At 67.3% G+C, this 24,227-nt stretch carries 14 protein-coding genes and 2 pseudogenes; 9 read left to right on the forward strand and 7 right to left on the reverse strand.

The genetic code is table 11. From position 1 onward, the window contains the following. Positions 1 to 82: 82 nt before the first annotated feature. Both RI578_RS00145 and RI578_RS00150 read left to right on the forward strand, forming a co-directional pair. A complete protein-coding gene (locus tag RI578_RS00145; protein ID WP_310869086.1) occupies positions 83 to 709 on the forward strand; it encodes a chorismate mutase in 627 nt (208 codons plus the stop codon). A 288-nt stretch (positions 710 to 997) separates the two neighbouring features. Then, positions 998 to 1,171: a hypothetical protein gene (locus tag RI578_RS00150; RefSeq protein WP_310869087.1), complete on the forward strand. Its 174-nt coding sequence runs from the start codon at positions 998 to 1,000 to the stop codon at positions 1,169 to 1,171. Positions 1,172 to 1,255: 84 nt separating this feature from the next. Here the strand turns inward: RI578_RS00150 and RI578_RS00155 are convergent, their stop codons facing one another. Both RI578_RS00155 and RI578_RS00160 read right to left on the reverse strand, forming a co-directional pair. Further along, positions 1,256 to 2,023 carry a transposase gene (locus RI578_RS00155; RefSeq protein ID WP_310869088.1) on the reverse strand — a complete coding sequence of 256 codons (768 nt, stop codon included), beginning with the start codon at positions 2,021 to 2,023 and terminating at the stop codon, positions 1,256 to 1,258. 11 nt (positions 2,024 to 2,034) lie between these two features. Then, positions 2,035 to 2,579 (reverse strand): annotated as a pseudogene (locus tag RI578_RS00160) (transposase); the annotation flags it as partial. A gap of 296 nt (positions 2,580 to 2,875) precedes the next feature. On the opposite strand from RI578_RS00160, the gene RI578_RS00165 reads away from it, so the two are divergent. Both RI578_RS00165 and RI578_RS00170 read left to right on the forward strand, forming a co-directional pair. Continuing rightward, complete coding sequence (locus RI578_RS00165; RefSeq protein WP_310869089.1) at positions 2,876 to 3,154, forward strand: hypothetical protein; 279 nt, start codon at positions 2,876 to 2,878, stop codon at positions 3,152 to 3,154. 724 nt (positions 3,155 to 3,878) lie between these two features. Then, the gene (locus RI578_RS00170) at positions 3,879 to 4,310 is read left to right on the forward strand and encodes a tyrosine-type recombinase/integrase (RefSeq protein ID WP_310869090.1); all 432 of its coding nucleotides are present in this window, start codon (positions 3,879 to 3,881) and stop codon (positions 4,308 to 4,310) included. A 177-nt stretch (positions 4,311 to 4,487) separates the two neighbouring features. Here the strand turns inward: RI578_RS00170 and RI578_RS00175 are convergent, their stop codons facing one another. Both RI578_RS00175 and RI578_RS00180 read right to left on the reverse strand, forming a co-directional pair. Beyond that, complete coding sequence (locus RI578_RS00175) at positions 4,488 to 4,952, reverse strand: hypothetical protein (RefSeq protein ID WP_310869091.1); 465 nt, start codon at positions 4,950 to 4,952, stop codon at positions 4,488 to 4,490. Positions 4,953 to 4,978: 26 nt separating this feature from the next. After that, complete coding sequence (locus RI578_RS00180; protein ID WP_310869092.1) at positions 4,979 to 12,037, reverse strand: polymorphic toxin-type HINT domain-containing protein; 7,059 nt, start codon at positions 12,035 to 12,037, stop codon at positions 4,979 to 4,981. A gap of 610 nt (positions 12,038 to 12,647) precedes the next feature. Between RI578_RS00180 and RI578_RS00185 the strand changes: the two genes are divergently transcribed. Beyond that, entirely contained in the window at positions 12,648 to 16,115 is a 3,468-nt protein-coding gene (locus tag RI578_RS00185) for a DNRLRE domain-containing protein (protein WP_310869093.1), read from the forward strand. 397 nt (positions 16,116 to 16,512) lie between these two features. Here RI578_RS00185 and RI578_RS00190 read toward each other — a convergent pair whose 3' ends face one another. Next, positions 16,513 to 17,889, reverse strand: a complete 1,377-nt coding sequence (locus tag RI578_RS00190; protein ID WP_310869094.1) for a sporulation protein — start codon at positions 17,887 to 17,889, stop codon at positions 16,513 to 16,515. 325 nt (positions 17,890 to 18,214) lie between these two features. Between RI578_RS00190 and RI578_RS00195 the strand changes: the two genes are divergently transcribed. The 3 genes from RI578_RS00195 (at position 18,215) to RI578_RS00205 (ending at position 21,844) form a co-directional block, all read left to right on the forward strand. Continuing rightward, complete coding sequence (locus RI578_RS00195) at positions 18,215 to 19,981, forward strand: asparagine synthetase B (protein WP_310869095.1); 1,767 nt, start codon at positions 18,215 to 18,217, stop codon at positions 19,979 to 19,981. Positions 19,982 to 20,009: 28 nt separating this feature from the next. Further along, positions 20,010 to 20,447 (forward strand): NUDIX domain-containing protein, encoded by a 438-nt coding sequence (locus RI578_RS00200; RefSeq protein WP_310869096.1) that lies wholly within the window; start codon positions 20,010 to 20,012, stop codon positions 20,445 to 20,447. 71 nt (positions 20,448 to 20,518) lie between these two features. Next, the gene (locus RI578_RS00205; protein ID WP_310869097.1) at positions 20,519 to 21,844 is read left to right on the forward strand and encodes a UDP-glucose/GDP-mannose dehydrogenase family protein; all 1,326 of its coding nucleotides are present in this window, start codon (positions 20,519 to 20,521) and stop codon (positions 21,842 to 21,844) included. Between the two features lie 56 nt (positions 21,845 to 21,900). Here RI578_RS00205 and RI578_RS00210 read toward each other — a convergent pair whose 3' ends face one another. Next, positions 21,901 to 22,083 (reverse strand): hypothetical protein, encoded by a 183-nt coding sequence (locus RI578_RS00210; RefSeq protein WP_310869098.1) that lies wholly within the window; start codon positions 22,081 to 22,083, stop codon positions 21,901 to 21,903. Positions 22,084 to 22,451: 368 nt separating this feature from the next. Between RI578_RS00210 and RI578_RS00215 the strand changes: the two genes are divergently transcribed. Further along, entirely contained in the window at positions 22,452 to 23,231 is a 780-nt protein-coding gene (locus RI578_RS00215) for an alpha/beta hydrolase (protein ID WP_310869099.1), read from the forward strand. Here the strand turns inward: RI578_RS00215 and RI578_RS00220 are convergent. Then, positions 23,226 to 24,152: pseudogene (locus RI578_RS00220) on the reverse strand (IS5 family transposase). The gene RI578_RS00215 and the pseudogene RI578_RS00220 overlap by 6 nt on opposite strands. Positions 24,153 to 24,227: the final 75 nt, after the last annotated feature.

Here is a 24,227-nt window from a genome sequence, read left to right on the forward strand (position 1 = left end):
CAGTAGAGACCCCCGTTCGTGTCGCCGCAGGCCTGGGGGCGCTCATACCGCTCCTTTACCAGAATGCGCTTTCATGTACACCATGCGCATCACCACCCCCCTGCGGCACACCTTCGCCGTTGCCGCCGCGACCGCGGCCGTCGTGTTCGCCGCCCCACCTTCCTCGGCTGCCGATGGCGCGCCCGCCTCCACCGCCACCGAGCAGACGACTCTCCCCCTCCACTCGATCGCCGCTCTGTCCGCCGAGCGCATAACCACCGCCGACCTTGTCGCGGCCGCCAAGTGGGGCACCGGCAGCCCCATCGACGACCCCACCCGCGAACAACAAGTCCTCGACGCCGTGGCCGCCCAGGCCCAGCAACTGGGCGCCGACCCAGACGAGGTCCGTCAAGTCTTCCGAGACCAGATTGAGGCCAACAAGATCGTCCAGCGCGGCCTGTACCAGCGCTGGACTGCCCACCCGGACCAGGCGCCAACCACCCGGCCGGACCTGGGCGTCGTCCGGCAAGAGATCAACCGAATCAACAAGGAGCTCGTGCAGGCCCTGGCCGACACCGCCTCTGACCGCGCCGGGTTCTTCTGCCGCCCGGAACTCGCTCTCGCCGCCACCCAGGTCCACTACGACAGTCACCTGGACGGCCTGCACACCAAGGCTCTGGCCCGTTCCCTGCGCTCGGTCTGCACCGACAACCAGGTGACGCGGCGCTGAGCGACGGTTCGACCCTCCTTTCCCCTCGCCAGTCTTCTCGTTGAGCTGAACGAGTGATCCGGGCGGGAGGGAAAGGCGAGTACGGCAGGACTGGAAGCGATGCGATCGACGAGTCCACGCTGGTGCGAATCCTGAGCAGATCAAACCTGATCATGTTCTGCCCAGGTGGACACGCAGGGCACCTCCGCCCCAGGGCGCCGGGCCTGTCCGGTGATCACCGCCCCGGCTCGCCGCAGGGCTCTACCCGGGCGCAGCAGAAGTGGCTGGTGCTCGCTCCGGAAGCTTGCGGTGAGCGGCGACGAGGGCGTCCTGCTGCACCGGGCCGGGCAGAACACGCCTCCCTCCCGACGGCTCCCGCAAGTGACCGAGCCACCACGGGCCTTGGCGGCAGCGCGCATGATGACCGCGCTGGTGTCGGCCGACGGCGCGCAGCGGCTGGCCGTTCCCACGGCCTGCATGTGAATTCTGTCTCGACTGAGGACCTCCGAGCAGGCGAGGTAGGGAGCCGTCTCTCTTGGACCTCGCTGGTCTCGTATGCGGCGGGAGTTATCCCGTGAGAGCGAGGTTGTGCAGCCGGGCGATGCCGAGCATGGCGTGGTGGACGCCGTCGCCCTTGAGGCGGCAGTCGCGGAGGAACTTCCAGGTCTTCATGCGGGCGAAGACGTGCTCGACGCGGGCGCGGACCTGTTTGTGCGAGCGATTGTGCTCCTGCTTCCAGCCTGGCAACGCCTCGCCCGGGGTGCGGCGGTGGGGCATCAGGAGACCGGTGCCCGGATAGCCGCCGTCGGCCATCGTGAGGGTCTTGCCCACGGCGGCCTTCGCGCCAGATTCCTCCCATGCCCTGCAGTCGTTGCGATTGCCTGGCAAAGGCTCACCGACCACAACGACCAGGCGGGTATCCGCGTCAATGACGACCTGGTGGTTGGTGGAGTAGCGATAGTTCTTCGACTGTTCAGCGATGCTGTGGTCCCGGGTGGGCACCAGGGTGCCGTCGACGATCAGCACGGCGTCCTTGGCGAACCGGCGCCGCGACTGAAATGCGATGAGCGGGCCGAGCTGGTCGATGATGCGGTCGGCCGCCGACTTCGAGATGCCAAATAACGGGGCGAGTTGGCGCATCGTCAGGTTCGTGCGCCAGTAAGCGACGACCAACAGCACCCGGTCCCCCAGCGGCAGTCCCCATGGCCGGCCCTGGACCGGGGAGCCAGCGCCCTCACGGCGCAGCGCGGTCACCAACTTGCCGAAGGCGCGCGGGCTCAGCCCGGTAAGCGGGGCTATCAGGGACGGCTCGGACGCCGTGATCGCACCTGACACAGTCAAGATCATCACAGAGCAAGATCACTTACGGGACAGCCCTTAGCCATCGCCCAGTGGATCATCGCCCTCGCTCTTTCGGGGAGGGCTTCGTAGTCCCGCGCGAGACGGCGGTGCTGCATCAGCCAGCCGAAGGTCCGCTCAATCACCCACCGTTTCGACAACGGTTCGAACCTCTTCGCCCGTGGCCGCTGTACCACCTCGACATCGATGCCCAGCCGGGCTCCGTGGTTGAAGATGCTGTTCTGGTACCGCCGTCGGCCCAGACCTTGGTCACGCTGGGATGTGCCGCGGCCAGGTCGTCGAGCAGGAGCTTGCCGCCGGTGGTGTCGTGCACATTCGCGGCGGTGACCAGGACGGCCAGGACGAGACCGAGCGTGTCGGTGATCACGTGTCGCTTGCGTCCTTTGATCTTCTTGCCGGCGTCGATGCCCTGGCTGGTCTCGGCGACGTTTGCCGAGGTCTTGACGCTCTGCGCGTCGACCACGGCCGCGGTTGGCTCCGCTCGGCGGCCATGGAACCGGCGGGTCCTGTCGCGTAGCAGGTCGTGGACCTGCCTTCGCTCGTGTCATCCATCATGAACACAACGCTGGGAACGGCCCGTTCGACCCACCAGCGGTCCAGCATCACCACAGGGGTGGACCGTCGACGTGCTGGTGTGTGCCTGCACGGGGCTTCAGTCGACCGATACGTCCCGGTCGGGCGGGCCACGCTGCGTCCAGTGCGGCTTGGCGGTCAGCGCCGCCGGCGTTCTGTGAGTGCCATGCGGCCCGTCTTCGTACGGACTGCGCGGTAGTGCAGCGGCGTCAGGCGTGAGTACCGCCACGGGAGTGCCTCCGTGAAGCCGTCGACATGGCGGAACTGTTCCCTGGCTGCTCTGTACCGGCCCTGCAGGTACAGGAAGTACCCCAACAGGTGTCGTACTTCCGCAAGCCTCGGGTGATCTGGCTCAGCGAGTGCTGCGTCGGCGAGCGCTGCGTCGACCAGTACACGTACATCAGGGTGAAAGATCCGACACGACCCAGCTCGTCCACGTGGCTCTCATACCAGGCGATCACCGGCAGCACTGCCAGCAGACTCCCCGGCGGCGCACCGGCGGCCGACTTCTCGGCGAACTCCCGCGCGAGCTGATGCGAGCCTCACCATTTCGCGGTCCAGTACTGGAGGGCACTGGTGTGCGCTTCGAAGTGATGCGGCGCCAGGCCCGTGATCTGCGACCACAGCGCGTCCGTCTCCGCGTGGGAGTAGCCCAGTCCGCGCGCCCTCCAGAGCTCAGCGACGAGCGGTGTGGGGTCGCCGGGGCATAGGGCCACAACCCGCCCGATGTCGTCTGCGAGGCAAGCAACTCCCGGTGGAATGACTCGAACTGGCTTTGCGACGTCCTGTCCGTGTACGCACCGCCTCGCAGCTCCCACGCATACGAGATTCTGGCGCGAGCCACCACGAGCGCGGCGTCCGGGTCTTCGGGCCGGGCCTCCTCCCATGCCTTCAGCCAACGGTCGCTCCCTCTGGCAGCGACGTCCCCCAACCGCTGTGCGTACAGGGAGCGGCGCTCCCAGTCCTGGCCGGCGTCCTCGAAGAGCTGGGCCGCGGGCTCCCAGCGGCCCCGGGCGGCAGCCCTGCACGCGCGTTGCAACGGGCATCGGGGCCAGCGAGGTAGGAGTTCTGCCACCGCAGCGGCAGCAGGCCGTACTTGAGCCAGCACCAGAGCAACAGCAGACAGGGAAGGACAAGGAGTGTCATGGTTGGGCGAATCCCTCCAGGAAGAGTGCTGCGACGCGCGAAGTGGGGGGTGCCGGCAGTATTCCTGTCGCAACGGCAGGGACGACACGCGGAGTGCCGCTGCTGAGCGCGAATGGGCGCACCAGGCAAGGCGGGCTCACCACACTGCCCACCAAGACCGGGGCCTCCGAACGCCGCATCGCCCTCCCCACCCGCTGCGTCCAGTCGCCGAAGCTCCACCACGAGCAGCAGCAACGCGAGCGAAGGAGCACAAGGAGCGGCAGGACAGGGGGCGAGAACAGGCCGGATCGGCCTGGAGCGACAGCGGCTCGTCTTCGCCACGCCGACCGGACAGCCTCTCGACCCGGCCAACCTCACACGCCGCTTCCGCAGCCTCCTCGACCAAGCCGGGCTCTGCCGCATTCGCTTCCACGACCTCCGATATTTGACCGCCGCCCTGCTCCTGGAACAGGGTGGCGATCTCGTCGTGATCAAGGAGCTGCTGGGTCACGCCCACATCGGCATCACCGCCAGCGGCTACGCTCACGTACAACACCGACTCTAGCGTCACGCTATCGACGCCCTGGGCCATGCTCTCGGCGGCCAGGACGGAAACCCTGACGCCCCACCTGTTGCAGCCGTCGTCCGCTGACGTTGCCGTCAAGCAGCGCGAAGACGCCGTCGGAGATCTCCGGCGGGGTCTTCGTACTTCCCCCCCCAATTCTCCAGGGGGTGAGATCTATTATTCCGGAGAGAATCCCCGAATCACTGGATTAACCGCCAGCCCAGGAATGAACTCGATCAGACACGAGTGCGCCTCTCGCAGAAATTCAGCGAATACACCTACGAGCTCTTCGTGATCGGCAGAGACTCGCCAGTCATGCTTCGATGACGTAATCACGACGCGATTCTCCTCACGCCGAAGTCGAATGACTTCATCGTTCTCTGTGAAGCCGATCGCTGAATCTTCTCCCGAAGAAAGGCGATTCAACGCATGACGAAGAGACAAGGCCAAGTCCACAAGGGTCAGGTAACCCTGCCCAGATATGACCTCAACTCCATCGACCACTAGCTCTACGTGCACCCCGAAGTACTTGTAGCAAAGGTCGATCTCGCTGATGGCTGCCGGGCTGACCTTGCACGCCTTGTCCCAGGTGTCGCGCCAAGACGACCCAGACCCCGGGGGCTCAAAAGAGAAGTAAATCACGGATCCCTCAGCTTTTCGCTGCTCGTCTAGAACGGGAACGCCGTCACGACTTTACCGTCGTTGACGATGACGCGGATGCTTGTCAACTCTCCACCGCCATTCGCCGGACCAGCCCTGCCCACAGGAACACCGAAGTCCCATTCATATATCTGCCCGGCGCGGGGCCTACCGGTCTCAGGGTCCGGCGTGTTCGCTCTCGGCGTCCCTCGATTTATGGTCTCCGCTATTCGACCGCGAACATGCTTGGCCTTGCCCGTGAGGATTCCGGCCTTATCGTCGACCTTCGCACCGCCAGGCCGGTGCCGATCCACGATGTGCTGCCAGTCCCCATTTTCCAGCGCTGCGGTTCCGCACAGGCCATTCGAATTGTGAACGAGTACCGGTGTGGCGCCCGCCAGTACATAGTACGTGTGCAGGTCTTCGACTGTGAGGTTGTACGTCCGAGCGTGCTTGGTGTACGCACGGTTGCTGATGACGCGGACGGTGGTGCCGTCAGGGGTTCTGAGGGTCGTGCCTGCGGACAGGTTGCGGGCCTCGACCCAGGCGCCGATCTCAGGGACCCAGAAGGGGTGTTCGTGTGTAGCGGTGAGCTTCTTGGGCCCATCGGGTGTTTCGATGGTCAGTTCGTTGAAGTGCTTGTCGTCTTCGGTGACGATCAGGCGGGTGACCTTGCGGAGGCGGGTCTCCCCTGTTTCCGGGTCTGTGGCAACGACCTGGTCGCCGACCTCAACCTTCTCGATGTTCTCGGTCTCGCCGTCGGCCATGAGGACTTGGGTGCCGGGAAGGAAGCATTTACACCCCGACGGCTCTTCCTTTGACTTCTTCTTGAGCCATTTCTCGACAGCCTCTTTACCCCTTTTCGCAATCGAATCGGGTACCAGCTTCAAGATTTTCAAGAAGGGGAGATCCGTGGCGACGCCAGCGTAGTCCGAGCCGCTTGCCTCTCCGGTGAGCGTATTCTTCCACGATTCGACGTCGGGGAAGACGAGGGAGGCCATGAACTTGAGTGCGTTGTTCTGGGCCTTTAGGTTGTACGGCTTGACCTCGGTTCTTTTGCCCATCTTCGGGTGGAAGGTGCCGAATCGGTTGACGCTGTGGAGGTCGCCCTCGACGTCATAGGTATAAACGGAGGTTTCGTGAGCGTAGGACCAGGTTCCGTCACCGTTCGGCCTCATCCAGTCCCGGTAGGTGCTATTTCCGTCCTGGCAGCCTCTGTCGCAGTCGGTGACCGGCCTCAGGCCGTCGGGGTCGCTGGTGCTGATGGGGCTGTTTTTGGCGTAGGAGTAGCCGTTCATCTGCAACGGGTCCGTGATGTCCAGCAGCGGATCTGCGCTGATGAAGCGGCCGTTGGTCTGGTCGTACTCGCGCGCGCCGATGTGCGTCAGTCCGGTGGCGGTGTCGTCGATGCCGGTACCGAGGTAGCTACGCCTGTCTGGCCATGAGGTCGGTTTGGGACCGCGGGCCTCACCGAATGGTTTGAAGGCTCGCCTGGTCACCGGCTGGTTGGCTGCCATCTGGATGGTGGTGTTGGCGGTACCGAGATGGTCGGTGAGCTGGATGTTGCGGGTGTGGCCAGTGGTAGTGCCGTTTGAGGTGCGGACGACTGTCGGGGCGCCGGGGTGAGCGTAGTTGCGGGTTGCCTTGGTGATCTTTCCGGTGGTGTCGGTAGTGAGTTCCCCGCCAGGGAGGTAGAGGGTGGAGCCTTCGCTGGAGCTCTCCAGGAGGCGTTGGCCGCCGGTGTCGTAGGTGTAAGCGACGGTGGTGGCGCCGGTGGTCACAGTGGCCGGCTTGTTCTCGGCGGTCCAGGTGAGGCTCTGGGTGTCGTTGGCGAGGTCGCGTTTGGTGGTGTTGCCGGCCAGGTCGTAGGTGTAGGCGCTGCCGGTGCCGATGGGGGTGGTGGAGACCCAGCCCAGGGTGTGGGGCTGGGTGATGACCGCTCCGGTTGCACCGTTTCCGCCGATGGTGCCGTAGCCGGAGCGGTAGGTGATGTTTTTGGTGGAGTCGGTGATGTTGTGCTCGGTGAGAGTGGAGCGGTTTCCGAGCCAGTCGTAGCTGAATGCCTGGCGGTAGGCGGTGGCGGAAGTTGCCACCGTGCCGGGGGCCGGGGCGGCTGCGGCGAGCGTGCTGGTCAGTGAGGCGTCCGGGCTGGAGGTGTCGGTGGCCGCGTTCGGGGCGTCCGCGACTGGGCCGGACGAGTCGGCGTAGTCGGTGCGGTAGCCGAAGGTGGCACCGCCTGCGGTCTTGCAGCCGTTGCCTGTGCCGGTGGGGGTGATGTTGGAGGTCCAGGCGTGGACGAGTTCACCGAGGGCGTCGTAGGTGTAGCACTGCGTGTCCCACGTGGAGCCGGAGGCTTCGCTCAGCTTGCGGGCATTCGATGTGATGGTGCCGGTGGCGTCGTACGAGTAGTAGCTGTCGGTGATGCGGTGAGGTGCAGCGGTTTCGCGGTCGGCGACGGTGCGCTGGAGGCGTCCGGTGTGCGGGTCGATGAAGTTGGTGGTCCACACGCGGTAGGGCTGGGAGCCGGAGACGGTGCGGAGGACTTCGCCGAATGGGGAGTAGGTGACGTCAGCGGTGTACCAGCTGGAGCCGGCCGTGGACTCGGGCAGGCCGTCCTCGTTGTAGCGGGTGACTACCTTCTCGGAGGAGATGCCTCCCTTGGAGGGGTAGGTGACCGAGAGAGGCTTGCCGGTAGGTGTGTAGCCGTAGGTGTAGCTGTATGTGCCGGAGAGTCCGGTGGTTTTGGGGTTGGCGGGGATGGTGATGTCCCGCCCGGTGGGTTGGTAGTCGGTGGTGTAGCCGGTGATCTTGTCGACGTAGTCGCCGTCTGCGGTGTGGCGGGTCGAGGCGACCGGCATGCCGAGGGCGCCGGCGGCGTCGAACGTGAAGGACTTGATCGGGTTGGCCGTGGCTGACCCCTCGCGGACAGCGGTCACTCGCCCGAGGGCGTCGTAGGTCGTGTGCAGGGACTTGCCGTTGGCGTCGAGGGTGGCGAGGGGACGGTCGGCGCCGTCGTACGCGGTCGTCTTGGTGATGCCGGTGTCCGGGTCGGCGGCCTCCATTAGGCGGCCGCGGACGTCGTACTTGTACGTCCATTTGTTGCCGGCCGGGTCGGTGACTTCCGAGCGGTTGCCGCGGACGTCGTAGGCGTAGCGGGTCGACCGGGTTTCCGACTGGTTGGCGTCGGTGTACTGCTCGATCTCAGTGACCCGGCCGAGGGCATCCGTGGTGGTCCAAGTTGCCGGTGAGGTGTTGCCCGGGGGGTTCACGTGGACGGTGTTGGGCCCGTACGACGTGAAGGTCTCGTGCTGGAAGTCGCCGTCGTGGTAGGTCGCTTGGCGGATGGTGCGGCCCATGCCGTCGTACTGGGTCTTGACGTAGCTGGGAATGAGCGTCGTGGACCTGGGCTGGAACAGAGTGGTGGTCGGCTGGTCCGCGGCAAGGTAGCCGCTGGTGACGATGCTGGTGCGGCCGTGGTCGTCGTAGGAGGTGTCGGTGATGATGCGGCCGGGGCCGTGGGCCTCGTTCTGGGTCTGGACCGGGCGGAGGAGACCGTCGTAGATGGTGACCGAGGAGGCGTAGCTGCCGTCATCCTTAAGCGTCTTGGTCGTGACAGCGGCAGGGCTGGTCCTGGAGGGGGTGGCGGCGGCCTGTTGGTAGCTGATCTGGACGTCGGGGGTCTGCGAGCCGCTGGAGCGGGTCGGGGACCAGCCCTTGAGCAGGCGTCCGAGGTCGTCGTACTCGTACCGGGTCACGCGGCCGTTGGGGTCGGTGACGGTGAGGGGGAGGGCGCGGCCGGGGTCGAAGGCGGTCGTGGTGGAGTGGCCGAGGGCATTGATGGTCTTGAGGCCGGTGAGAGGGCCCCCGGTATCGGCCGGCGTGTAGACGTTCTCGGTCGTTCCTTGATTGGGCCTGGTGACCTTGCGGATGCGGCCGAGCGGGTCGTACGTGGTGGTGGTGACGATGCTGTGTGCGTCGCCGTCGCCGTTGGATTCGGCGACGGTGGTGGGCGAGCCTTTGATCGGCGTGGCGGTGTAGGCGAGATTGTCGTAGCTGGTGCGGATGGAGCGCAGCAGGTGGGTGGCGTAGTTGGCGCCGACGTACTGGGTGCAGGGCACGGCGATCGTGCGGGTCTGGGAGATCAGGCCGATCAGGTGTGCGTCGGTGTTGTGGACGTAGGTGTTGCGGGTGCATTCCTGCTCGGAGCGCGTTTCGCCGCCGTTGCCGTCGGGTTTGACGACGAAGCTTTCGACCTCGGTGGCCAGGCCGTAGGTGTCGTCGGCGGTGGTGAGGGTGCGCTTGGACTGCCATCCGTCGTCGAGGGACTGGATGTCGTCGGTGCGCTTGATGCCGACGCGGTGGGCCAGGAGCGGGTCCATGGCGGAGCCGTCCTCCGCTTCCCGGGCGCGGGAGGCGGTCTGCTTGGACCAGGGGAAGTTCAGGGTGCGCTTGACGAGTTGCTTGCCTGAGTCTTTGTAGGTGAGGGCTTCGGCGACCTGGCCCGCGTACTGGCGGCCGTCGTCGCCGGCCAGGGTGTAGGTGCCGGTGGTGTCCTTGACCTCACCGCCGGTGCCGAGGAAGTAGCGCGTCTCGGAGTAGGACTGCGACTGCGGGTCGTCGTTTCCGGTCTTGCTGGAGGTGGTCTTGCTGCCCTTGGTCACGGCGACCTGACGGTATCCCTGCCAGTCGCTGTACGTGCGCAGGGCCGGTCGCTGGAACTCGTCATCGGACTTGGCCCAGGCCGGGCCGGTGTACTTGTACTTGGTGACGATCGGCACGCCGTGGTTGGTGACCTTATCGGTCTCGACGACGGAGGCGACGACGTACTTGTTGAACCAGTGCTTGGGAGGGTTCCGCTCGTCGCCATCCGGGGACCAGCGGACGGGGTAGCAGGTTCCGTTCGCCTTCTCCTTGTCCTCAGAAGGCGGGGTGGCACAGCCGCCGGTGTACTCGACCTCGATGTCGGCGCCGGCCTCGGTGGCGACGGTGCCGATGCGGGGGCGGGTGAAGGCGGGTCGCTGGTCCTTGGGGCCGGTGCGGACGAGGTTGGGGAGCTGGCGGTCACGCAGGCGGGACTGGAGCGGTGAGGAGGAGCCGACGCGGTACTCGGCGAAGCTCACGCCGTCCTTGGACTGGACGGTGCCGGTGGTGTCGCCGGGGCCGAATCCGGTGCGGGTGATCGAGTTGAGCCAGAGTCCTGGGGAGGTGTCGTACCAGTCGGCGGGGAATGACTGGTGGAGGGTGTAGACGTCGACTTTGGCGAGGCCGGTCACGCCGGGGCGGGCGCCGAGGGTGGTGATGGTGTCCAGGCGCATCTGTGTCCAGAAGGACGGGAAGCCGGGGCAGAGCTTGGATGTGGCTTTGCAGTTGAGGTTGCCGGGGGTGTCCCACCAGGGGCGGTAGGCGCCGGGGTCGTCGGTCTTGGCGAAGTTCGCCGCGTCACAGGCGGTGGTGGACTTCAGGCAGCGCTGCTTGACGCCGAAGCTGATCTGCGCGGAGGGCTTGGACAGGTCGTCCGAGCGCATTCCGTAGTCGATGGTGGTGGGGTAGGCGAAGCGCTCGTAGCCTTCCGGGGTTTTGCGCTTGTCGCGGACGGCGTAGTAGTTCGTCTCCTGCTTCCAGTTGACGACCATCACGTTGCCGTGGACGTCGGCGACCTTGTCCAGGCCCCAGCGCCATGCCTGCTGCTTCCCCGCTCCGCAGCGGGAGTCGGCGAAGGCGGTTGCGTGGCAGGGTTCACCGGGGTGGTTGCCGAAGACGGGAGCCGTGGAGACGGAGTTGGTGTTGGCGTGGCCTCCGCCGACCTCGTGGCGGCCGAAGGTGTAGAGGGTTCCGTCGGTGGTGGTCACCTCCCAGTACTCGCCGTCGTTGTCGCCGTTCGCCGCACCGGTCTTGAGCGTGATCCGGGTGCCGTCGTCGGACGCGGGGCGGTAGGTGTTGGTAGTGCCGACGCGGACCAGTTCGGTGGTCCGGCCGGCGAGGGACATCACCGCATTGTGCGAGACCCAGCACAGGTCGGAGGTCTTGTTGGTCTTGGCAGTGTTGTTGGGGGCGCCGGCATCAAGGGTTCTCCGGTCGTCCTTGCAGCTGCGGTAGCGGCGCTCGATGTGGCCGGGGTCGTAGTCCCAGCCCTCGCCGATCCACGAGGCCTGCGGGGAGGAGACGCCCGTGCGGCCGTCCACGGACTGCGAGTTGTAGGTGAGCCCGACCGTCGGAGCGGGACCGGCCGGGGGCGCCGGAACGGTCAGCGGGTAGGACCAGACGAAGGCCCCGGAGCTGCCGGCATGCGACCAGGAGCCGGTCGAGGCAAGGGGCGTCGCCTTGAACGAGCCACCGGGGCCGGCTCCGGAATCGACCGCGCCGATCACGGTGGAGTCGCCGCTGCCTTCCGCGCCGAGCAGGCGGGAGCCCGCTGACTGAGCGGAGGTATCTTCGGACGCCGTGGCGAGCGCGTCGTCGGCGGCCGGATCAATGGTCGCGGAGACCGTGTTGGTGTCCGGGTCGTTGACCGTCTCCAGCTCCGTGTATGCCTGGCACTCCTCGACATCGGGAGTGGCCACGTAACAGGCAGGGAACTGGACCAGACGCAGACGGGAGCCCCAGTCAGCGCCGTAGAGGTTCTCGAAGGTGTCGTAGTCCAGCGAGAGCGAAACCGGCACCGCACCCGTGTCCGGCGGGTCCACGCGGATGACCGCACCATCCACACCCTGCGTAGTGACGTCGGTACGGGCATCCACCGTGACACCCCACGCACCGGTAGGGGTGGGCTGCCCCTCGGCAGGGGCGAGCGTGACCGGGACCTGGCCCAGCGACTGCGACTCGGCGGCGAACGAGCTCCGGGCGGCACCGGACGCAAACGTGACTGTCGTGGTCGACGCGGGAAGCGGAGTGGCGGTGCCGGGCGGCGCCGCCTCCCTGTCCTGCGGAACATCGGTCTTCAGGCTCTCGACATCCTGATTGACCGGGTTGCCGTCGGCCGGAACGACTTCGGCAAGTGACTCAAGGCGCAGCGCTTCGCGTCCCGGTCCGTTGACTGGCGGGACCGGCGGCACGGCCACCGCCGTCGCGGGCAGCAGACCGACAAGCACCGCGGCACCAGCTGCAGCGACAACAGCTCTGCGGGCGCGCAGGCTGCGGGAAAGGCGAGATCGACCGAACACGGAGGGTCCCCCCGGACCACTTGGAGCGGGGCCGGAGAGGGACCTCGCGCAGGACGAAACAGATCGGGCGAATTCTGTGAGAGCGATGTGAAGAAACGCTAGAGGCTCAGACCATTAGTGATCATCGTCACGGTTCGTAACGTGAGAATCACTCGCGAAGGGGAGCCGATCGGGTGTCATCCGCCTGATAAGCGACACATACCGACATGGACCCGGTCTCACTTGATTGAGCCTGATAGCGCTCAAATACCGAAATCCAGGGGGAGTTAGTGCCGATATGAGACCCGCTCTCGGCGCGGTAGACGCTCATCAACCTCAGCAGGGTGACTCCCGGAAGAACGGACATCGCCCGGCACGAGTTCCTGGCGCAAGAATCCACAGGGTGACGACAGGCGGCTCATGAGTCATCATCAGCTCGCCCCGCCATGCCCGCGCCCCCGTACGGAACGGTCCGCTTCGCCATGGCCGGCCACATCGTTCCGGAGGAGCCCGCACACGTTCATCCGTATGCCGGGCATGGGGAAAGGGACCTCTCACGATGCCAACCAGTCAGTTCCGTATGCCCGGACGCCGCACCCTGGCGTTCGCCCTCGCCACGGCAATCGCGGCGACCGGCATCGGTTACGCCGGCTACACGCGCTCCGACGGAGATCAGCAAGCTGCACCTCAGCGGACGAAGGCGGTCACCGAGTCCGCCGCCTTCGTCGAGGCCGCCCGCACGGGCAAGCAGATCGAGGTCACAGCGGACCGCACCGAGCGCTCCACCACCTGGGCCCGTCCGGACGGCCAACTCGCCACGCGGTTCCACGCCTCACCGATCCGGGTCCACAAGGACGGCGCATGGCGCGCGATCAACACCGACCTGCGGCGCACCGAGGCCGGCTGGGAGACCACAGCCACTAGCACCCGGATGGTGTTCACCGCAGGTTCAGGCAAGCAGAACGCGGAGCGGCCCTCCCGGGCCGGGGTTCAGCGTGTGTCACTGGCAAAGAATGCGTCGACCGCGGCCGGAGCGAGCGACCTCGTCACGCTCTACGTCGGTGATGCCGGCGAGTACGCCATCCAGCTCACCTGGCCGGGCCCGGTTCCAGCACCCATCATCGACGGCTCTCGCGCCCTGTACCCGGAGATCTTTCCCGGCGCCGACCTTGTCCTCACCGCGGACAACGACGGCTTCGCCCAGCTCCTCGTCCTCAAGAACCGGGCGGCCGCGGCCAACCCGCTGGCGCATCAGCTCTCGTACGGCATCACCTCCGAAGACCTGACCTTCCGCCTCGACCCGCTGTCCGGCGTCCTCACGGCCGAGACCTTCTACGGCAACGACGTGGCCAGCTCCGGCACCCCGCTGATGTGGGACTCCACCGGCCAGCCCGCCATCACCGACGGACAGGTCGGAGCCACTGACCAGCCGACCGGCTCGGAGAGCCCCGAGCCCAGCGCCTCGGCGTCCTGGATACCGGAAGAGGTGCCGGCCGAGGAGGCGACGAACGACTCCGAGTCGGACGAGCAGACCGACCGGGAATCCGAAGCCCCAAGCCTGCCCACACCCACCGACGGACCAGAGGTCACCCCCTCAGAAACCGCCCCGACCACCGCACCCGCCGAACCCACCCCCGGCCCGTCGCAGACCGGGTCAGCGGCAACGCTCTCGCTCCCACTGCTCGACGGGCCATCGCCGGACTCCCTGGGCAACACCGTGGAGTCCGACCTTTCGGGCGACAACTGGGTCATCACCCCGGACCTGGACTTCCTCAACGCTCCCGAGACCACCTACCCGGTCTTCGTCGACCCGTCCGTCACCAAGCACATGGACAACTGGACGACCGCCTACAGCCGGCACCCCAACGCCACCTTCTACAACGGCAAGGGCTTCAACAAGGGCGGCACCCACGAGGCCCGGGTCGGCTTCGAGTCCGACACCTGGGGCACTTCGCGCTCCTTCTTCAACATGAACTTCGACAAGAACCTCAAGGGCGCGAAGATCAGCAGCGCCAAGCTGCGCCTGTTGGAGACGTACTCCTGGTCCTGCAGCGCACGGTCGATGAGCGTCCACGTCACCGGAGCGATCAGCAAGAAGACCAACTGGAAGAACGCCCCAAAGCTCACCGACGGCAACAAACTGCAGACCCGCAGCTTCGCGCACGGCTACAAGTCCGGCTGCCGCGACGCCTACGAGACCTTCGACGTGAAGAAGGCCGCACAGAACTACGCCGACCTCGGCCGCTCCAAAATCACCTTCGGTCTGCGCGCCCGCGACGAGAAGTCCCGATACGCCTGGAAGAAGTTCCAGGCCAACGGCGACAACGGCCCAGCACTCGAACTCGTCTACAACCGCCGCCCTTCGTCCCCCACCAACCTCGACCTGTCCCCCGACGCCAAGTGCACCACCACCGAGCCGTACGTCCGGATGGGCGCTGGCAGCGTCACCTTCACCGCGCGGGCAAAAGACAAGGACAGCAACCTCGACTACCTGGACTTCGACCTCTGGCCCACCGGCAAGTGGGGCACCACTGGCGACGTGCTCGGCTCCACAGGCAAGGTGTCCACCGGCAGTGCCGGCGGCGACGCCCTGCGCTCCACGCCCGCCTTCTCCACCAGCAAACTGACCAACGGCACCCTGTACTCCTGGCGGGTCCGCAGCATCGACGACAAGGGCGCCACATCCGGCTACTCGCCAGCCAAAACGCCCTGCCGGTTCATCCTGGACACCAGCGCACCCAAGCGTCCCAAAGTCACCTCCACCGACTTCCCCGACGCAGACGGCTCGGAAAACGGCTTCGGCAACGACGCCGAGGACGCCAACTGGTCGAAACTGAAGTTCGGTACCGCGGGCGCTTTCACCGTCTACGCCGGCTCCACCGACACCGTCCGCTTCGAGTACTCGTTCAACGGCTCCAACTACAACTTCTCCAAGAGCCGTACCGCCGGCACCGCCGTCACCACCCCGACCACCATCACAGACGCCAAGCCCCCGACAGCCGGACCCAACGTCCTGTACATCCGTGCCGTCGACGCGGCAGGCAACGCCTCCACCCCGACCCTCTACTTCTTCTACGTCAGCCCACGTGACGAAGCCGACAACGCCGGCGACTTCACGGGCGACGACCTCGCCGACCTCATGGTCGTGACCGCCGCGGGCAATCTCGCACTCTATCCGTCCCAGGCCACCCCCGACCTCACCCGCGCCAGCGGTGACCTCGACTACTCCATGCCTGGCGCCTACCGAGCCAATCCCGCCAAGGACCCAGGCTCCGAAGACGGTCTTCCCAGCTTCGTCGCCGCACCCTCCGGTCACTTCAAGGACTCCCTGATCACACACAACGGTGACATCTACGGCGGAGACGGTCTCCAGGACCTCGTCGTCAGGGTCGGCGGAAAGCTGTGGGTCTACCCGGGCGACGGCTACGGCGCGGTGAACGTCGACAAACGAAGAGAGATAATCCTTCCGGCCGGCGCCCCGTCACCCGCGTCCATCGACCAGATCGTGGCAGCCGGTGACATCACCGGTGACGGAAGGACCGACTTCTTCGCCCGCGCCGGCACGGAACTATGGGCACTGGTCGGGTATCACGGGGCAACGATCAGCAGCGCCACCCGGCTCACCTCAACCCTCTGGGACGAGCGGGACATCGTCACCGTCGGAGACGTATCCGGCGACGGAGTCGCCGACATGATCTACCGCACCGACCCGGGCGCCTCCCTCCGTCTCCGCAAGGGCATCGCCCACGCCTCGGGCAACGGCGTCGACCTACAATCACTGGCCTCCGGGGCCAACTCCGCCGGCGGCACGGACATCGCGTACTCCGGAGGCGGCTGGTCCCGCGCCTCCATCCCTCACATTCTCGGCACCCCCGACGTCACCGGCGACTCCGTCCCCGACGTCTGGACCGTCCGCGCAGACGGCTCGGTCCGCATATACGCCGGAAAACCCGACGTACTCCCCGGCGCAGGAGCAGAAATCATCACAGCCCGCTCCTACTGGAAGGACCGCATCGCCATCGGATGACCCGCCGACGCCGAGCGCCCGGACCCCATCCTTGCAAGGGGGCCCGGGCGCGCTGCGCAGGACACAGACCGAGACCTGGGAGCAACTCAGAGCCGACCGGCAAGCGCTGCTAACGCGGACGACCGATTCGCTGCCAGTGAGGCCCTTATGTGCGATCGCCCTATGGTCTGCACGCAAAGCGCTGAGATCATGTCAACGCAGCTTCTTTCATCTGCAGTGCTGTTCGGTTCCGGAATGGGCATCATCGGACGCCCGGTGACGGCATCGCGCTACCCGATCGTTGACGGGCCCTGCTCTGCACGAGCTGGCCCGTATCTGGGCATACTGGAACATTAAGTGTCCTTCCTGCACCGCGCGCGGTGGTGCGCGCCGCTCTGCGATACCGGTATCTCCGGGTTCAGGCGGCGACGCCGAGTTCTTTCCGGGTTCGTTGGATGAACTCACGGACGGCCGGTTCCCGGCGCCACGGGACGAGGGCGGAGTTGAATTCGCGGACGTAGTCCTTGGCCCGGCTCGACTGGACGCGGGCGAGGATGTCGACGCTGCGGTTGCCGAGTTCGAGGCCGTGGTCGAGGTCGCGGGCCTGGAGGTGGGCGGTCCCGACGATGGCGAGCCGCATGCCGACGGACCGGGTGAACACGCCTGTCGGCATCGCGGCAGCCTGCTTGTTCCAGTCGAGGGCCGCTTTGGGATTTCTCAGGTCGCGGAAGACCTCGGCGGCATCCGCCGAGAGGCGGGCATGGTGATAGAAGTCGATCCACGCGGGTTCGTCTCCGCTGGCGTCCTTGACCTGTCCCAGCAGGTCCTCGGAGGCTTTCAGGGCCCGGGAGGCCGCTCGGGCATCGTTGTCCCGGGCATGGGCTCGGGCCTCGATCAGTTTGGTGAACGCGAGCACTCTCGGGACAGCCTGCCCCTTGGCCCGCTCGAAGGCGCCCTGGGCCATGTCCACGGCCTCGGACGCGAAGCCCCGCATCAGGGTCTGCATGGCCATGGTGGTCAGGACATAGCAGCCCAGCTGCACGTCACCGCCTGCGCGGGCGAGGCGGAGGGCCTGGATGAAGTACCGCTGGGCGGCATCATGCTGACCGACGTCGAATGCCGTCCACCCGGCGAGCCTGGACAGCTCGGCGGTCACCGAGAAGAGTTCACGGCCGATCTCGTCCGAGAAGGATCCCTGCAGCAGCGGGCCGGCCCGGTGGTCGAGGCAGTCGGTGACGGAGTTCGCCTTCCAGTTCCCGCCGCCGTATTTGGAGTCCCACCGGCGGGCATCGTCGGCGGCCTCGCGCAGTTCGTCGAGGTCGGCCCGGCCGACCTGCTTTCCGCCGCGATGGTCGGCGGTCTCGTCGGCGGGGGTGACGAGCCACCTGGTGACGGGGGTGGTGAAGGCGGATCCGGCCAGGAAGTCGCGGCGGTTCACGGAGCTCCAGAACGAAGTGGCGACGCGGACAGCGTCGGCGGGGTCTCGCGGGAAATCCAACCCCACATCCGCGTCGATTGTCTCCGCCTCGCCCATACCGATCTCGCCCAACGTGACCGGCCGGCCGAGCCTCTCGCCGATGGCCTGCGACAACAGCTTCGGGACCGGCCACTTCGGCGTCATCCCCCGCCTGCACCAGTTCGCCACGGAAGTATGCGAATAGTCGGTCTCTATCCCGGCGGCATGGGCGAGCTGGTTGACGCGCAGAGCCAGAGACTTGTGGCTCGCGCCGCTGGCTTCGATGAGCCGGGCCAGGTCCGCGTTGGGCGGACGGGTCCGGCGGGTAGTCGATGCCACGACCTTCTCCCTTGCCGGTGACAGGCCGGACCACGCACGACTCGAACAAGCAGTTGAGCACGTATGTCTGTACTTGATGGAGCACGGGGCCCGTACTCGACCGGGGATGAAGAGCCGTACATGTTCCGCGTGTTGGGCTACTGACGATATGCCTCCTGGCCCAGCCGCGAACCGCCTTTGCGAGTTGTGAGCCCCCCTGCGAGCCCTCCCGGCGATCTTGTCGGGCGGCTGTGATGAGAGCCCAGGCCGCCGCCGGGACCGGAACGGATCTCCTTCCGGCGGCGGCCGCCGCCAAGGCACCACCACACTCGGGGGTGAACCAGATATGTGCGGAATCGCAGGACTGGCCGGAGCCGACGCCGTCCGGCACGAGCACACGGTCGGCGCGATGGGCGCCTCGCAGGCCCACCGGGGCCCGGACGGCACCATGCACGCCGCTGCGGCCGATGGCCGGGCGGTGCTGGCCATGAACACGCTGCTGATCGTCGACCCGCAGGCGACGCCGGAGCCCTACCTCGACCGTAAGAGCGGGGTACTGCTGGCCTTCAACGGCGAGATCTACAACTACCGCCAGCAGGCGAAGGCCTGGGGCATCCATCTGGGCCCTCGGGACACAGACGCGCACTTCGTGCTGCGGGCCTGGACCAGGATCGGCCCGTCCTGCCTGGACGGGCTGGACGGCATGTTCGCCCTGGCCGTCTATGACCCGCGCGTCGGGAAACTGTTCCTGGCCCGCGACCGGCTCGGCGAGAAGCCACTCTACTGGCGGCTGGACGGCAGTCGGCTCGCGTTCGCCTCCGAGGTCACCACACTGACCGGCTACGGCTCCGCGCCGCTGGTCCTGCGGCCCGAGGTGCTGGCGATCGAGACGCCGGTCGGCGTCGACACCCCCTACCAGGGGATCCAGCTGCTGGCCCCGGCCACCCTGCTGTCCTTCGATGTCGCCACCGGCTCGCTGGACCAGCACGTCTACTGGCGCCTTGAGGACCGGCAGCCGTTCACCGGGACCTACGCCGAGGCCCTGGCGAAGTTCTCCGTTGTCCTGGCCGAGCAGGTTCCCCTGCGGGCCCCGGCCTGCGACTTCGCGCTCCTACTCTCCGGCGGGCTGGACTCGTCCGTGCTGGCCTACCTGCTGCGACCGCCGGTCTGCGTCACCGTCCGCTACCCCGGCCAGGACCGGCTGGATGAATCCGTGATCGCGGCGAGGGTCGCGGCCGACATCGGGGCCGAACTCGTGGTGGTCGAGCCGGGCCCGATCGACTTCACCAGGGCCTTGCCGCACATGATGTCCGCGCTCGACTACCCGATGGGCAACGCGTCCACGTTCTCCGAGTACATGGCCTACCGGAAGATCGCCGGCCTCGGGCTGAAGGTCGCGGCCGGCGGGCTCGGCCCGGACGAGTTCTTGATGGGCTACATCCGCCACGCCCTGGTCCTCTTCGACCCGGACGCCGTCCTGGCCGCCGGGATGGACGCCTACCGGCCGTTGGCCGCGAAACTTATGCGCACCGCCGGAGACAAGCTGGATCCGGCGGAGGCGGTGACCCGGCTCGTCCTGCGCGGCCCCGACCCCGAGGGGCGGATCCGCGACCTCATCGCCACCGCGATGGACAGGTCCGGCGGGGATCTGGCCCGTTGCCTCACCCTCGCCGACCTGGCGACGGCCTGGCGGCCGCTGGTGATGACCAGCGACAAGCTCGCCTCCGCCTACGCATTAGAGCGCCGCTCCCCCTACCTCGCCCGCGACCTGGTCGAGCTGTCCTGGCGGCTGTCAGCCGAGCACAAGATCGCCCACCCGGCCGAGGGCAAGCGCATTTTGCGGGACGCCGCGAAGGCCCTGGGTCTGCCGCGGGAGGTCTGGGGCAGCCGGGACAAGCTCGGCTTTGCTTCCCCGGCCCCCGCCTGGCTGAACGGGCCGCTGGCTGCCTGGGCCGACGCCCAGATCCACACCGCCCTGACGGAGGCCCCGGCCGCGATTCGGCCGCTGCTGGAGGGCGGCCTGAAGCCGGGCGGGCGGTTCGACCGCACCCAGATGCAGGCCCTCATGGCAGCCGTCTGGTTTTGCGGCCAGGCAGTAAGGGCTGCCGCATGACGATCCCCCACCTCACTACGGTGTCCGAATGCACCAGGACACCACTGCCGACAGCCCGGCCCCCGCCCGCGGAGCGGTCGCGATCATCGCCAACCGCCGCGGCGAGCTCCTTCTCCACCTGCGTGACGACCTGCCCGGCGTGATCGCCTGGCCGGATCACTGGAGCGTCCTGGGCGGCGGCTGCGATCCCGACGAGGACCCGGCCGCCGCGATCGTCCGCGAACTCGACGAGGAAGCCGGCCTGGCCGTCGACGACCTCACCGAGTTGTTCGAGATCCGCGACGAGCACGGATCCGGCCAGGTGATCACGTTCTTCGCCGCTTCCTGGGACGGCGACGAGACCACGCTTCCCCTCGCAGAGGGCGTCAAGCTCCAGTTCTTCGCCCCTGAACATCTCGGCATCCTCACGATCCCGCCGTTCGTCCGGGACGGGATCGACCGCTATCTGGCCACCCGGCCGACCTGATCACCCCGCCTTCACGGACGGGGTATGAGGTGGGCCGTCAGGGCGGCCCACCTCGGAAGGAACTCCCGTTCATGAAGCTCACGGTGATCGGCTGCGGCTACCTTGGCGCCACCCACGCGGCCTGCATGGCCGAGCTCGGCCATGAGGTCCTCGGCATGGACTGCGACATGGACAAAGTCGCGATACTGGGCTCCGGCAAGGCGCCGTTCCACGAGCGCGATCTCGACGAGATGCTGGCCCGCCACACCGCCAGCGGGCGTCTGAAGTTCACCGCCTCCTACGCAGAGGCCGCCGCCTTCGGCGACCTGCACTTCATCGGCGTCGGCACCCCCCAGAAGCCCGGCGAGCACGCTTACGACCTCGACCACCTCTTCTCCGCCGTCCGCCAGCTCGCACCCCGCCTGACGAAGCCGGCCGTCGTCGCGGTGAAGTCGACCGTCCCGGTCGGCACCGCCCCCCGCGTCCGCGATCTCCTCCATGAGTTCGCACCCGCCGGCGACCGGGTCGAGGTCGCCTGGAACCCGGAGTTCCTGCGTGAGTCGTTCGCCATCGAAGACACGCTCCACCCCGACCGGCTCGTCCTCGGCTTCGAGTCCGAGCAATCCTGGGCCGAAGCCGTGCTGCGGCAGTGCTTCGAGAAGACCATCGAAGCGGGAACACCGACGATCGTCACCGACTGGGCGACGGCCGAGCTGGCCAAGGCGTCCGCGAACGCTTTCCTCGCCACGAAGATCTCTTTCATCAACGCGATCGCCGAGATCTGCGAAGCCTCCGGCGCCGACGTCGGACAGCTCGCTGACATCCTCGGTCACGACGCCCGGATCGGACGCCGCGGCATGCGGCCCGGACTCGGGTTCGGCGGCGGCTGCCTCCCCAAGGACATCCGCGGCTTCATGGCCCGCGCCGGCGAACTCGGCGTCGACCAGGCTCTGACGATCCTGCGCGAGGTCGACGCGATCAACAACCGGCGCCGCGAGCGCATGGTCAACCTCGCCCGCCAGCAGCTCGACGGCACCCTCATGGGCAAGCGGATCACCGTCTGGGGCGCCGCCTTCAAGCCGAACACCGACGACATCCGTGACTCACCCGCCCTCGCGGTCGCCCAGAAGCTCCACGAGCTCGGCGCCACCGTCACCGTCACCGACCCCCGGGCCCTCGACAACGCCCGCAAGACCCACCCCGAGCTCGACTACGTCGACGACCCGATCGCCGCCGTCCAGGACGCTGATCTACTGCTGCACCTGACCGAGTGGCCGCAGTACTCCCACATCGACCCGCACCGCCTGGCCGCCCGCGCCAACGCCCCCAGGGTCGTCGACGGCCGCGGCACCCTCAACGCCGACACCTGGCGGGCGGCCGGGTGGGCCTTCCGCGCTCTGGGGCGGCCCTCCGCCTGATTGTCCTACTGGTCGGAGCGTTCGTTGCAGGAAAAGCCCGGCGGCCGCTGCCCTCGTCAGCGGTCGCCGGCGCTTCGGCGGCCTTCCCCGATCGTGCCGCCGCGTCCAGCTCGCCCCGGATGCGCCGCCTGCCGGTCCTCGGGGAACACGCCCAGCCGCAGCCTCGTCCCCCTCTGCACGTCCTCGCCCGGCACCAGCCAGGAGGCCGACGAGAGCCCGGCCGACCGCCACCTGGACACCGAGGACCTCCTCACCGTCATCCAGTACCTCCGCCCCGTCAGAACATCGAGGTCCGCGAACGCATCCTCACTCCGCTCGTACGAACTCCCCTATCTCACCTGGCAACATGCTGTCACCAGCGGAGTTCGCCATCCAGAGCGCCTCTCGGTCCGAACGCACGCCATACGACCCAGCTGTGACTTCGGTTTGCCCGGCTCTCCCGCCTTCACCGCATGCGGGGCGGCGCTCGCAGCAGCATGGCCACTGGCCAGTCCTAGCTTCTCTAGGCCGTGTCTCTTCGATCTATGGCTGTCGTCTGTGGGGTGACCGATGAGTTTCACGGGCCGCTACGGTCTATCGCGCAGTGATCATGACGAAAGGTGATGCGATGAGCTACGCAGAGGTCAACGGCCTGTCCCTGCACTTCGAGGAGCACGGCTCCGGTCAGCCCCTGATCCTGCTGCACGGCGGGCTGGGAGCGGGAGAGATGTTCGCGCCGCTGGTGCCGGCATTGTCGGAGAGCCGCAGGGTGATCCTGGTTGATCTGCAGGGTCACGGGCGCACGGCGGACATCGACCGCTCGCTGCGCCCTGAGCTGATGGCGGACGACATCGTCGCTCTGATCAAGCACCTCGGCGTCGAGCAAGCCGACCTGCTGGGCTATTCCACAGGTGCGGATGTCGCACTGCGGGTCGCGATCCAGCACCCGCATGCGGTGCGCCGGCTCGTGGTTGTCTCCACGCCCTGCCGGCGGGACGGCTGGCACCCGGAAGTCGTCGCGGCGATGGACCAGATGAGTTCCCAGGCCGCCGACACGATGAAGCAGTCCCCGATCTACGAGCTCTACTCCCGGCTCGCGCCCCGGCCCCAGGACTGGCCTGTGCTGGTCGGCAAGATGGCCGAACTCAAGCACCAGGACTACGACTGGAGCACCGAGATCCCCGCCATCACCGCGCCGACCCTGCTGGTCTTCGGTGACGCCGACGCCATCCGCCCCGCGCACATGGTGGAGTTCTTCGCCCTGCTCGGCGGCGGGCTGAGGGACGCCGGCTTCGACGGCTCGGGCCGCTCCGCCGCCCAGCTGGCCGTCCTGCCCGGCGCCAGCCACTACGACATCCTGGCCCACCCCCGCCTGGCGGCCACCGTCATGCCGTTCCTGGCGTCATGACCTGAGCCAGACGAGCAGCGCGGCGGCGGTGACGGTGCAGAGATAGACGTAACCGCGCTTGTCGTACCGGGTTGCCACGGCCCTGAGCTGCTTCAACTTGTTGATCGCCCGCCCCACCGAGTTGCGCGCTCGGTACCGGGCCTTGTCGAAGCCCGCGGGGCGCCCGCCGCGTGAACCACGCTTGCGGCGGGCGGCCTTGTGATCGATCTTCTCTGGGATCACGTGTCGGATCCCGCGACGCCGCAGATCTGCGAATCACGCCGTTGCTGTACGCCTTGTCCGCCGCCACACTGTCCGGCAGCCGCCGTGGACGCCCAGCCCCCAGCCGCGGGACCCGGATCTTGTCCATGACCGGCTCGAACTGCGTGCAGTCCGCCCGCTGCCCCGGCGTGATGACCAGTGACAACGGACGGCACTTGTCGTCGGCCGCCAAATGGACCTTGGTGGTCAGCCCGCCACGAGACCGGCCGAGAGCCTCGTCTGCCGCACCGCCTCCTCCCAGAACAGGCGTAGGCGCATGTGCGCGCGCACGTGAACTGATCTTTGTGCGGCCCCCTTTGGGACGGTGGATGGCGGGGCCTTCGGCGCCCCGGCGGCGTGCTGATGGGCCCGCACCGAGGTGGAGTCGACGTTGATGTCCCAATCGACGTCACCCTCGGCATCGGCGACGGCCTGAACATGCTGGAGCAGCTTCTCCCAGGTACCGTCGGCCGACCACATCAGATGCCGCTTGTGGACGGTCTGCCATGGGCCGAAGCGTTCAGGCAGGCTGCGCCACTGACAGCCGGTGGCGAGCCGGTGAATGATCCCGTTGATCACCTGCCGGTGGTCCCGCCACCGCCCACAGCGGTTATTGCTCCTCTGCAGCAGCGGCTCCAGCACCACCCACTCGCCGTCTGCGAGATCCCCCCTGCTGAGCATGACCACAACAACAATTCAACTGATCGAAGAGACACGGCCTAGGCGCTGTTTCTCGGATCTCCTGACTTGGGCGGG

The sequence above is a fragment of the Streptomyces sp. BB1-1-1 genome, from assembly GCF_031597775.1.
GTDB lineage: Bacteria > Actinomycetota > Actinomycetes > Streptomycetales > Streptomycetaceae > Streptomyces > Streptomyces thinghirensis.